An 11,958-nucleotide genomic window follows, 5' to 3' on the forward strand; every position below is an offset into this window, starting at 1 on the left:
CAGCGGTCTTTTTGCGTTTGGCAGCCACCATCCTGGCCGGCTGTGACCGCCAGCGCTACCCTATCACGGCAACGGATTTGATCTGCAACCAGACGTTCATGCCTGGCTCAAGACCGAGCTGGGCGACGGCCCTGGAGGTCAGTCTGGACAATATTGGCGTCGGTCCGGCCAGAAGTCGCACCAGGCTGATGCCAGGAGCAATATCCGGGTCGATCTGGTCGATGACCGCAGGCACCAGGTTCTGGATGCTCTGGTCGGAATTTTCGCTCAGGGCCAGACTGACGTCCCGGGCCAACACTCGAACCCGAACCCGGTCTCCCGGCTTTACGCGATGCTCACACCGTAACCAGAGCTGGCCGCCCTCGAACCGGAACAGTGCCAGGTGCCAGTGATCGTCAAGTTCGATAATCTGGCCTTCCAGCAAGGCACCAGCGTCGTCCTGAACGCGAAAAGGATTATCGATGCCTGCCAAGGTTTCCCGCAGTGGCCCCTGGGCAACCACACGACCTTCCTCCAGCATCACAATATGATCCGCCAACCGGGCAACTTCTTCGGTTGAATGGGAAACGTAGATGATCGGAATGGCCAGCGTATCGTGCAGTCGTTCGAGATACGGGAGGATTTCCTGTTTGCTGTTGAGGTCCAGGGCGGACAACGGCTCATCCATCAGCAACAGCCGGGGACTGGTCAGCAGAGCCCTGGCGATTGCCACCCGCTGGCGTTCACCTCCAGAGAGGCCGACAGGCATGCGGTCCAGGTGAGATTCCAGGCCAAGCCAACGTACTGCCTCGTCGAACCCGATCTGCCGGTTGCCAGCCGGGATGCGCCGGTACCCGAATTCCAGGTTCCTGCGCACGTTCAGGTGAGGGAACAGGTGGGTTTCCTGGAATACATAAGCCAGAGGCCGTTTATGGACTGGTCGAACGAACGTCTCGGTTTGCCAGGGTTCGCCGAGAACGGTCATGGAACCCGGGGCACTTTGCAGGCCCGCCATGCACCGTAGCAGGGTGGTTTTGCCACACCCGGAGTGCCCGAACAGCGCGGAGATGCCTGTGCCTGGCAGGGTTATGTCAACGTCCAGGCTGAAGCCGGGGAACGTGCATTGGAAGCGGGCGTCGATGGTGCTGGAGGCGGTCATCTGATCGCTCCGGAGCGGGCTTTGCCGTTCAGCGCGTAGAGCGTTACCAGAACCACGAATGAAAACACCACCATGCCGGCGGACAACCAATGGGCCTCGGTGTATTCCAGCGACTCCACATGGTCGTAGATGGCAACCGACAGTACCTTGGTTTCACCCGGAATGTTGCCGCCGATCATCAGGATCACCCCGAACTCGCCAATGGTATGGGCGAAGGTTAATACGGCTGCGGTCAGGAAGCCGTTCCGGGCCAGGGGCACGGCAACGAACAGAAACCGGTCCCAGGGCGCTGCGCGGAGAGTGGAAGCGACCTCCAGGAAACCCTCCCCGACGGCCTCGAACGCGTTCTGAAGGGGCTGGACGGTGAAGGGCAGGGAATAGATGACCGACGCGACCACCAGACCCTCGAAGGTAAACGGCAGCAGACCGATACCCAACGACTGGGTCAGTTGGCCAACCCAGCCTTCCGGCCCCATGACCAGTAACAGATAGAACCCCAGCACAGTGGGCGGAAGAACCAGGGGCAGTGCTACGACGGCCGCAATCGGTTGACGAAGCCAGTGTCGGGTTCGCGCCAGCCACCAGGCAATGGGGGTGCCGATCAGTAAAAGCAGCAGGGTTGTCGTCGTGGCCAGCCTGAGTGTCAGCCAGACCGGGTCCCAGTAGGTTTCAAGCATCAGTTGGCCGTGTCGTACCCGTAGTTTCGGATGATGGTGGTTGCGGTGTCTGATTTCAGGAAATCCATCCAGGCCTTGGCCGCGGCTTTGTCTGCACCGTGTTGCAACAGGATGGCCTGTTGGTCAATGGGCTGATAATAGGCCTGGGGTATGTGCCACAGTGTGCCATCATCTTCGTGCCAGGCCTTGATTTGGGACAGGGCCACGAAGCCTGCCTGGGCGTTGCGGCTGACCACAAACTGGAAAGTCTGGGCGATGGAGTCCCCCCGGACCAGTTTGTGTTGCAGGGCCTCCCAGTGATTCAGGTGCTCCAGAACCTGTTGTGCAGCAAGACCGTAGGGAGCGGTTTTCGGGTTGGCAATGGCCAGCCGCGAAAACGGCTGGCGGGCAAGATAGTCTTCGGCATTGTCAAAGGCGGCGACCGTGGGGCTCCACAGCGCCAGTTTGCCCCGGGCGTAGGTGAAGCGGGTGCCAGGAACGCCCGCCTGTTCTTCCTCAATCAGTGCCGGTCGCAGAGCGTCTGCGGCCATGAAAACATCAAACGGGGCGCCGTTTTTGATCTGGGCGTAAAGCTTGCCCGTGGAGCCGTAGCTTGCTGAAACGGTATGACCGGTTTCGGTTTCAAAGCGCTTGGCCAGTTCCCGGGTGGTGTCGGTAAAGTTGGCGGCGACGCCGAGACTAACCTCGCCCGCCACTGCTCCGGCAATCGCGGAGCCGGACAGCACAAACAGTATCAGGGTACGGAAGATCCTGCGGCCTCGAGGATAACCCACACAACATCCTTATTCGTTCAATCATTGATGGCAAGTGTCCGGGAGTGACATCCCTGGTTGCTCTGACGTCCACGGCGACTCCGAGGTCAGGCACAGGGACCGGAGATACTCCCAGACCTCCTCCCGGTTGGTTTCGTTGAGCATCTCATGACGCCCGCCTTCAAACAATCGCAGGGTCACATGCTCCACCCCCGCTTCGCGGATTGTCTGGAAATGTCGGCGTACGCCACGCCCCATCTCACCAACCGCATCCGCGGTGCCGGAAAACAGGTGCACGGGAAGATCTTTCCGGAAGGCAGACGGCGCAAGCGCTAGCATACCACCAATAAAGTCCCACCAGAGGCCAACCGTGCAATCGAATCCGCACAGAGGGTCGGCAACGTAGAGGTCCACCTGGTCCGGATCGCGGCTGAGCCAGTCGGCCCCGGTTCGGTTCGGGCGGAACTTGCGATTGAACTGCTCAAAGGTCATTCGGGCCACCAGACCGCTGCGGTGCCGCTTGCCACGAACCAGTCGAATCAGGCCGATCAGGGTCCTGGACGCCACGAGATGGCCCCGGTCAATCCGGTTGGTGGCGCTGAGAATCAGGGCGTCCAGCTGGTCGCCATGGGTCTGGGCATAGGCCTGGGCGATAAAGGAACCCATGCTGTGGCCCAGCAGGTTGACTGGCAGCCGCGGGAATTGCGCGCGGGCGTGTTGAACAACCAGGTGCAGGTCGGCAAGCACACAGGCCCAGCCACCCTGGTCGGAATAGTGTCCCAGGCTCTCGGGAGGGCAACTCCGACCATGGCCGCGGTGGTGGTAGGTGATGACCGCAATGCCGTTTTCGCCAAGCCAGTGGGCCAGTGGTTGGTAACGGTCGCCGTGTTCGGCCATGCCATGGCTGATGATGAGAATGGCGCCTGGTGTCGCCGGGGTAAAGACTGTCCCGGTTATCGTGTGGTCATCACCGGCGTTCAGCGTCAGGGGATGTTCGTTGATTGTCACGGCCCGTTTCCTTGTTATTTTTCACTGTGGCCGGGCGTTGCCACTCCGGCGGTTTCCATAGGTGGGTGAGGCGAGACAATAATCCGCCTGGCTGTGCCATGTCGCGGAACAGGTCCACGTATTCGTGGGTCCAGAGCACGATCAGGTTGTTGGAGCGGACGGGCCGAGTGATGCCATACTCGGGCGGATGCTGGGCGTCTTCGTCAACAAAGGTGCCGAACAACCTGTCCCACAGGATCAGGGTGCCGCCGTAATTCCGGTCGATGTAGCCGGGGTTGCGGCCATGATGAACCCGGTGGTGACTCGGGGTGTTGAAAACAAGTTCAAGCCAGCGGGGCAGCTTCCCGACCAGTGTGGTGTGAATGAAGAACTGGTACACCAGTGACAGTGCATAGGCCACACCGATCCAGACAGGGTTGAGCCCCAGCAGTGCCAGGGGTAGATAGAAAATCCACATGCCGTTGAAAATGTTGGTGGCATTCTGGCGCATGGCGGTGGAGAAGTTCATCCGCTCGGAGGAGTGGTGCACCACATGGGCGGCCCAGAACCAGCGTACCCTGTGACTGGCCCGGTGCATCCAGTAGAAACAGAAATCCACGCCCACAAAGGTCAGCAGGACCGTGAACCCGTTCAGCTCCAGGTCAAATAGCCGATAGTGATAGCACAGGGCGTAGACAGGAAACGCAATCAGCCCGGCGAAGAGCAGCTCGGTAACCTGATAGCCGGCACCCAGGGCGAAGTTCCGAATCGCTTCACGGCTATCCATCAGCCGCGGATCGTGGCGAATCTTCAGGTATTCCCAAAGTGTAACGGCCACGAAGACGGGGGTGGCGATCACAAAGATCAGCTGCCGTTCATCCAGCGCCAGCCAGGGAGAGGCCGCCTTCCAGAGGGCAAGCAGGCCGCTTTCTTCCAGTACGGCCAGCATCATGTCGGTCAGAGCCATCGAATTCCTGCCGGGTTCCATTGGTAACAGGACCATTCTCGCACGCAGCTGGGCCAACGGAATGTCGGTTCACGCCAGATTGGCTGGCGATTTCCGACAGGATCCGATTCAGTCTGGCCGGCGATTATCACTGTAGACTTTCTCCAGAGCCCGGATCTGAGGTTGCCACTGGTCCAGCCAGGTCTTGATGTCTTTGGGAATCCGGGCAGGTTTCGGCCAGGGAACCGGGTACTGCGCTGGCTGGAACATGGGTGCAAACAGGGCGGCGGCCGTGAGGTCGGCGCGGGTGAACTGATTGCCAACCAGGAACGGGCGCTCGGCATAGATCGCTGCCAGCTCAGTGAGAAGATCCTCCATGACCTGCCTGGATTTTTCTGAAGTTTTCTCGTTGATCTTCATCCACTGACGCATCACTTCATCAACCCGGCTGAACGCCAGGCTGAGCAGAATCCTGTTATAGAAGGGCGTGCCGGCAGCCAGCATGGGCACTACGATTTTGGGTCGCTGCAGGAAGTGGTGGTAGGAGTAGCAGCGAATGGCGGGGCCCGCTTCTTCGTCCAGTCGCCGTTCCCAGGCCAGCGCCTGCTCGCGAAGGTCCGGATCCTCCGGTGTCAGGGAATGCTCGGGAAAGGCCTGATCCAGGTAATCCAGGATGGCCGCCGAGCCCTGGACCACCTGACCATCGTGCTCCAGCACCGGGACCGAAGAAGCCTGGCCGGTCAGCTTCCGGATGGTTTTTACATGCTGTCCGGGCAGCAGGTTTACCGTTTCGTAGTTCAGCTCCTTGTATTCCAGGGCCCAGCGAATTTTCTCGCAGTAGTGGGAAATGGCAAATTGGTACAGTTTCAGTGCCATGGGCTTGTCTCCTCGGTTCAGCGTTCTAGCATACTGTCGGTGAGGCGCGAGAAGAAGCCTCGTCGAATACTCGCGGTGGCCTCGCCAGTCGTTGGGTTCTAGAATGTAGCCCGAAAACATGCCTACAAGGGAACTGACCATGCACTCACGACGAGTATTGATGTTGTCCGTCGTTACGGCCTCGGGCCTTGCTCTTTTCGCCTGCTCTTCTCTACCCGAAACCAGTCAGCCGGTTTCCGGAAGCTATGCCTGCGGGCAACTTGATATCGCGGTATCCGGGAGCGAGAACAGCGATCTGATCAGTGTGGACTATCTGGATCGGCGGATTTTGCTCAAGCCGGAAGTGAGCGCGTCGGGGGCCTTGTATGTTGCCCCGGGTGATGACCAGACCCGTTTCTGGAACAAAGGTGAAAAAGCGACCCTGACCATACGTGGGCAGACTTACCCGGAGTGCCTGCAGCCAGGTGATCTGGAAATGCCATTCGAGGCGAGGGGCAATGAGCCTTTCTGGCACGCGACGATTGAGGGCGGCGAGCTTTTGTTAACACGCCCTTTCGAGGAACAGGGCACCCGCCGTGTTCCGGTTGAAGTGAAAACAGCCAACCGCCATGGGCGGGAATTTACGGCAACACTGGATGACCTGCCCATCACGCTCACGGTGGCCCGGCAGCTTTGCGAAGACAGTATGTCCGGAGCGCAATACCCGGCACAGGTGCGCCTGACGGTCGGCGATGATGAATACACCGGGTGTGGCGGGGATCGGCAACGGCTCTTGCGCGGTGCGGTGTGGGTTGTCGAGGATCTTGCTGGCGCCGGCATCATCGATCGGTCGCGGATCACCATCGAGTTTCTTGAGGACAACCGGATGGCCGGTCGAGCCTCATGCAACCGGTACACCGGCAGCTACCAGCTTAGAGGCGAGGGCATCGCAGTCGGACCTGTCGCATCGACCCGCATGGCCTGCGCGCCCGCGCTGATGAACCAGGAGGATCGGTTCCTCAGCCTGCTGGATCAGGTGAGTTCAGTGCGTATCGGGAAACATGGTGAGCTGCTTCTGTCGACGGCCGACGGCAAGACAATCAAGGCGTTTCAGTCCGACCACGATACGCCGTAGCGAGCCAGGATCTCTGATACCCGCCCGCTCCTTTGCAGTGCTCTTGCCCCTTCAGACAGGAGTGCTGCGAGCTGGGTGGAATCACGGCCGACCGGTGAAAACGCCACGTAGATCGGTGACTCGTGGATTACCGCAGCCATTCTCAGGCTCTCGGTGTCGCCTTCCTGCTGCAACTGCCAATTCATTACGTACCGATCCTCCGGGAATACGTCAGACCGCTGCTGATGCAGGAGTTCAATCGCCCTGCTGAGTGGCGCCGGGCCCGACAGTATCCAGACCCGTTCCGGGTCATCCTGGTGGCGCTCGATATATCGGTTCAATACCGGCGAATAGGCATAGCCATTGATTGCAAGCAGTGTGAGCTCGCTGAGCGACTCTATGCCACCGTACTGCCAATCGTTGTCCGGGTGGGTGTAAAGCGCAATCGTTGAGTAGCCGGTTGCGGCGTCCGGGAATACAAAGTCCGGTGCGTCCCCCGGAAGGGCCCCGACAACAGCGTCAATATAGCCGTCCCTGGCCTGTTGCAGGGCCCGAGCCCAACTCATGTTGACATACTCCACATCGATACCTGCCAGGCTGAACGCTTCCCTGGCGATATCGATCATGTAGCCTTCGTGCTCGGAACCGGCCTCACAATTATGGGGGCACCACGGATCGGCGGCGATGACAACGCGCTGGCGCGGATTTGAGGGTGCTGGTGCCGCGGGAGCGGTCTTCGTTACCTTTGCTGCTGTTTCAGGAACCAGTGGTGGCGGGTCCTCTGGCTGCGAGCAGGCGACAAGAAAGAACGCAATGAAAAGAGCCAGGGTTTTTGCCATGGTAATAAAACCGGGATGCCGATACCGTCGGCTTTCCCTGAAGCATAGACCCTGGATGTCGTTTTGTAATGCTAGGCCGCGGTTTTGTCCCGTTCGGCAGATGCCGCGGTTGGCACGAGCGCCTTGGCCAGATCCTTCATGTGCAGGGTGCCAACGTGCTGCCCGTCCCGCACAACCCGGAAATTCAGGGACATGTCACCATCCGATTTCAGCAGAATCGACTCAAGATTGTCTTTTTCCGAGATATCGCCGGCAAACTCTGAGTCAGCGTCGTCCGGCGGGCTCATCACAGAACGAACCCTGAGCACCCGCGCCCGGTTGATATCGCTGATGAAGTCGACAATGTAGGGGTCGCCGGGATTGAGCAGAATCTCCTGGGGATCCCCCTGTTGTACCACCTCACCGTCTTTCAGAATGACCAGGTGGTCCGCCAGCTTCAGGGCTTCATCCAGATCGTGGGTGATAAATACGATGGTTTTCTGCAACTCTTCCTGCAGCTCCAGTAACAGATCCTGCATGTCGGAGCGAATCAGCGGGTCCAGTGCCGAGAAGGCTTCGTCCATCAGCATGATCGGGGCATCGGACACCAGGGCCCGGGCGATACCCACGCGCTGCTGCATGCCACCGGACAACTGGTGAGGATACTGGTATTCATTGCCTTCCAGGCCAACCCGCGCGAGCCATTTCCGGGCATCGGCCTCAAAATCCGCGGTTGTGTAGCCGCGAATGTCCTTGGCCATGCCGGCGTTCTCGAGCACGGTTTTGTGGGGCAGCAGTGCAAACTTCTGGAATACCATCGACATCCGCTCACGACGCAGCTTTCGAAGCTGCTCCTCGGTGTAGCTCATGATGTCTTCACCGTCGACATGGATTTCGCCAGCGGTGGGGTCGATCAGCCGGTTCAGGTGGCGGATCAGAGTGGATTTCCCGGAGCCGGACAGGCCCATGATTACGGTGATCTCGCCATCATGCATGTCGACGTTGATATCCCGAAGGCCGAGGACGTGTCGCTGCTGTTCCAGCAACTCGGCTTTGCCCATGCCCTTGCGAACGTGCTCCAGGGCAACATCCGGGGTCGGGCCGAAGATCTTGTAAAGGTTTCGGATCGAAATCTTGATGTCTTTTGCCATGGGGCGTTCCTCACTGCTTCTGGGAGACGTTGATTCGTGCCAGGGACGCCTTGGTTACCCGGTCGAGAATAACCGCCAGGATAACGATGCCAAGGCCGGATACCAGGCCAACACCCAGTTCCAGGTTGCGGATACCCCGAAGGACCAGAACGCCAAGCCCGGGCGCCGATACCAGGGATGCGATGACGACCATGGCAAGACTCATCATGATGGTCTGGTTGACCCCGGCCATGATGTTGGGCAGCGCCAACGGGATCTGCACCTTGTAGAGCTTCTGTCGGGGCGTCATGCCAAAGGCGTCTGCAGCCTCAATCACGTCTTTATCCACCAGGCGGATGCCCAGATTCGTCAGCCGGATCACCGGAACGATGGCGTAGAGGATGATGGCGATACCGTAAAGCTTCGATTCGGTGACACTGAACAGGAAGATCAGCGGGATCAGGTATACGAAGGGTGGCAGTGTCTGCAGCATGTCCAGAATCGGCACGATCATGCGCTGCAGGGGGTTGCTTCGCGCCATGGCAATGCCTATGGGAACACCCAGTAATACGCACAGGAAGGCGCATACAAAGATGATCGCAAGGGTTTGCATGGCGTAATCATAATGGTCGATAAATGCCAGCAGCACGATACTGCCGCCGACGAACAGCACCAGTTTCCAGGATTTGGTGACCAGGTAAACAACCGCCAATAACAGTGGAATCACGATCCACCAGGGGGTATTGAGCATGGCGTACAGCGCGCCGTCGAGGAACCAGCTAAGCGGTTGGGTAAGCGGGTCCAGAACCAGGCTCAGGCTGTCCTTGATGGCCAGAAAGCCCTGTTCCAGGCCCTTGGTAAGCTCCCTGGACTGGGGGAAAGCGGCACAGGATTCGTTCAGGGCGTCCATGGACGGAAACGGGAGTTCCCACACAGAGGCCGGCTCGGCGCTCTCTCCCTTGGTTTTGTTCAGCAGATCGGCCATCGACATCGGGCCGCTGCTCTGACCTTCCGAGCACCATTGCTCAAGGCCAAGCGATGAAAAAAGGGGGTCGTAGGTTGCCATGGGCGGTCAGTCTCTCCTGCGCACGTCTGCAATCAGAACGGTTTTCGGGAAACGGCCCGGGGCATCCCTGAGGATGCCCCGGGAGGGGCAGGTCAATCAGTTGAGAACGTTGGCCAGACGCTCACGGGCGGAGTCGTTAAGCCAGGTTGACCACTCGTCGCTGTTGTTGCTGAGGTAATAAACCGCAGCTTCTTCGCCGGAGGCATTGTTCGCGTCCATCCAGGCCAGAATGCCGCTCATGGTCTCGGTTTTGAAGGTCAGCTTGCTGAGCATCTCGGCCACTTCCGGCTCGCGGTCTTTGAAGTCAGTGGTTACTGACGTCAGGATTGTGGCCGCAGGGAAGTCTGAAACACCCGGGTTATCGACATCCGGTGTCTGGTTTTTCTGGTGCACGTCCGGTTTGATCTCGCCCAGGTCAACCCGGGTCATGTCGTACTTGCCGAGAGGAACGGTGGGGCCCCAGTAGTAGCCGAACCAGGGTTCCTCATTCTGGACAGCAGACGCCATGGAGGATGCGAGGGTCTCGCCGGAACCATGGTTGAATACCTCAATGCCGGACTCTTCCAGATCCAGGGCGCGGATCAGGTTGTCACTGACAACACGGCAGCCCCAGCCGTCCGGGCAGTTGTTGAACCGGCCACCAACGAGCTCGGGATTAGCCATCACGCCTTCGATGGTTTTCAGTTCCGGGTGCTCTTCCGCAAGGTAAGTCGGAATCCACCAGCCTTCAACGCCGCCCGGATCCAGGACTTTGCCGAGGCGCTCGACCTTGCCCTGCTCTTCAAGGCGCAGGTAGGCCTCGCCCGCGGAGTTGAGCCACAGCTCGGTGACGATGTCGGGCTCGCCATTCTCGGCAACCGAGGTGACAGCCGGGACGGTATCGGAAGGGACAATGGTGACGTCACAGCCGTAACCCTGCTCCATGATAAAGGTGGCCACGTTGGTGACGACCGTGTTGGATGCCCAGCCCATTTCGGTGATGGATACTTCGCCGCAATCAGCCTGGGCGGCGACGGGTACGGATAGCGCGCAAAGCAGTGCAGCAGACTGTAGCTTTCGCATAGTCACTTCTCCTTCTTCAGGGTTTGTGATTTTTGAAGGGTGTGGTCGGTGTTAGTTCCGATACAGGGGTGCCGCGATCCGGACGGATCGGGAGAACAGCCGTTTTATGGTCGCTGTTATGGTCGAACAAATCAGAACATCTCGGTTAATACCTAATATTAGGATAACGAACCTCAGCTTAGTTACAAGGGCGTATTCCAAATGTATCTATAAATCAGACAGATTATGCGTTCCGATAGCTGTCAATAAGCTGTAGCAATCAGCGGCTACACTCCGCGGAACTGATACCGGAGATTGCCATGACAGAGCTGCGCGACCTGACGCCTCACACGTCGATTACCCAGGAGCAGGGCAGCCGTGATGGTCGCCAGCGGAGACTGTTACGAACCTTTCTCCCGGAGCTGATCGGTCTTGAACGTCTGCTGGCAGAAGCACCGGAACTCGTAGCCACGCGAGTGGTTGAGCGCATTGCCCTGAAGGATTTGTCGCTACCCATCTACCGGGTCGATATCGGCTCATCCCGAGCGGATGTGCCGGCGGTATTGATTGTGGGGGGCGTGCATGGGCTGGAGCGCATTGGCAGTCAGGTGGTGATGGCGTGGCTGAAGTCGCTGCTCGCCCGGGTAACCTGGGACGAGCATCTGGCCGGGCTACTGCAGAAAGTACGCATTACCCTGTTGCCGATTCTCAATCCGGGCGGCATGTACCTGAATCAGCGCAGCAATCCCAATGGTGTGGATCTGATGCGCAACGCGCCGATTACTGCCCAGGACCGCAGTGCGTTCCTGCTCGGGGGGCAGCGCATCTCCCCCCGCCTGCCGTGGTACACCGGCGATCCGGAGCAGGGCATGGAGCCTGAAAACCAGGCGCTGGAGGCCGTGATAGAGGAATTATTGCCCGGCCGACCGTTTAGCGTGGCGCTGGACTGTCATTCCGGTTTCGGTATGCAGGATCAGATCTGGTTTCCTTATGCCTACCGGCGGCGACCGATGCGCCGGATTGCTTCGGTTATGGCGCTGAAACTGATCTGGGAGCAGGCGTATCCCAACCACGATTACCGGTTTGAGCCCCAATCCCGACATTACCTGACACACGGTGATTTGTGGGACTACTTCTACAAGCAGGTCAATCGTGAAAATGCCGGTGTTTTTCTGCCTCTCACCCTGGAAATGGGGTCCTGGCGATGGATCCGCAAGCGTCCGCGCCAGTTGCTTCGACTGGATGGTTTTTTCAACCCCCTGGTTCCCCATCGCCACAAGCGGGTTTTACGCAGCCACCTGGCCTGGCTGGATTTTCTGGTTAACGCCGCGGCCAGCCATGAGAACTGGTTGCCGGTTCGCGAAGAGGAGTCCATGCTGAGAGAGGCCGCGATCATGCACTGGTATCGCGATTCGAATTAGCGATTCGGTGGGC

General features: G+C 59.1%; 12 protein-coding genes. 2 read left to right on the top strand and 10 right to left on the bottom strand.

Annotated features, from left to right (window positions below; translation table 11 throughout):
- Positions 1-55 precede the first annotated feature (55 nt).
- The 6 genes from modC to WA411_RS04375 all read right to left on the bottom strand — a co-directional run bounded on the left by modC (position 56) and on the right by WA411_RS04375 (position 5,376).
- Positions 56-1,138 (bottom strand): molybdenum ABC transporter ATP-binding protein, encoded by a 1,083-nt coding sequence (gene modC, locus WA411_RS04350; protein ID WP_291904454.1) that lies wholly within the window; start codon positions 1,136-1,138, stop codon positions 56-58.
- Positions 1,135-1,815, bottom strand: a complete 681-nt coding sequence (gene modB / locus WA411_RS04355; RefSeq protein WP_069182108.1) for a molybdate ABC transporter permease subunit — start codon at positions 1,813-1,815, stop codon at positions 1,135-1,137. Before modB ends, modC begins: the two co-directional genes overlap by 4 nt.
- The gene (gene modA, locus WA411_RS04360; RefSeq protein ID WP_418140840.1) at positions 1,815-2,588 is read right to left on the bottom strand and encodes a molybdate ABC transporter substrate-binding protein; all 774 of its coding nucleotides are present in this window, start codon (positions 2,586-2,588) and stop codon (positions 1,815-1,817) included. Before modA ends, modB begins: the two co-directional genes overlap by 1 nt.
- 21 nt (positions 2,589-2,609) lie before the next feature.
- Positions 2,610-3,575, bottom strand: a complete 966-nt coding sequence (locus tag WA411_RS04365) for an alpha/beta hydrolase (RefSeq protein ID WP_291904452.1) — start codon at positions 3,573-3,575, stop codon at positions 2,610-2,612.
- Complete coding sequence (locus WA411_RS04370; RefSeq protein WP_288367965.1) at positions 3,535-4,521, bottom strand: sterol desaturase family protein; 987 nt, start codon at positions 4,519-4,521, stop codon at positions 3,535-3,537. Before WA411_RS04370 ends, WA411_RS04365 begins: the two co-directional genes overlap by 41 nt.
- Positions 4,522-4,629: 108 nt before the next feature.
- Positions 4,630-5,376, bottom strand: a complete 747-nt coding sequence (locus WA411_RS04375; protein WP_291904448.1) for a glutathione S-transferase family protein — start codon at positions 5,374-5,376, stop codon at positions 4,630-4,632.
- Between the two features lie 139 nt (positions 5,377-5,515).
- Between WA411_RS04375 and WA411_RS04380 the strand changes: the two genes are divergently transcribed.
- Entirely contained in the window at positions 5,516-6,490 is a 975-nt protein-coding gene (locus WA411_RS04380) for an META domain-containing protein (protein ID WP_291904446.1), read from the top strand.
- Here WA411_RS04380 and WA411_RS04385 read toward each other — a convergent pair.
- The 4 genes from WA411_RS04385 to WA411_RS04400 all read right to left on the bottom strand — a co-directional run bounded on the left by WA411_RS04385 (position 6,466) and on the right by WA411_RS04400 (position 10,545).
- Positions 6,466-7,308 (bottom strand): substrate-binding periplasmic protein, encoded by an 843-nt coding sequence (locus WA411_RS04385; RefSeq protein ID WP_291904444.1) that lies wholly within the window; start codon positions 7,306-7,308, stop codon positions 6,466-6,468. The genes WA411_RS04380 and WA411_RS04385 overlap by 25 nt on opposite strands.
- Positions 7,309-7,379: 71 nt before the next feature.
- Positions 7,380-8,438: a quaternary amine ABC transporter ATP-binding protein gene (locus WA411_RS04390; protein ID WP_069182103.1), complete on the bottom strand. Its 1,059-nt coding sequence runs from the start codon at positions 8,436-8,438 to the stop codon at positions 7,380-7,382.
- A 10-nt stretch (positions 8,439-8,448) separates the two neighbouring features.
- The gene (locus WA411_RS04395; protein WP_222465497.1) at positions 8,449-9,483 is read right to left on the bottom strand and encodes an ABC transporter permease; all 1,035 of its coding nucleotides are present in this window, start codon (positions 9,481-9,483) and stop codon (positions 8,449-8,451) included.
- Between the two features lie 96 nt (positions 9,484-9,579).
- Positions 9,580-10,545, bottom strand: coding sequence for an ABC transporter substrate-binding protein (locus tag WA411_RS04400; RefSeq protein WP_291904440.1), 966 nt, complete (start codon positions 10,543-10,545; stop codon positions 9,580-9,582).
- 299 nt (positions 10,546-10,844) lie between these two features.
- Between WA411_RS04400 and WA411_RS04405 the strand changes: the two genes are divergently transcribed.
- Complete coding sequence (locus WA411_RS04405; protein ID WP_291904438.1) at positions 10,845-11,945, top strand: M14 family zinc carboxypeptidase; 1,101 nt, start codon at positions 10,845-10,847, stop codon at positions 11,943-11,945.
- The last annotated feature ends 13 nt before the right edge of the window (positions 11,946-11,958 follow it).

This window comes from Marinobacter sp. CH_CUG1437-1, from assembly GCF_037029655.1.
Taxonomy (GTDB): Bacteria; Pseudomonadota; Gammaproteobacteria; order Pseudomonadales; family Oleiphilaceae; genus Marinobacter; species Marinobacter salsuginis.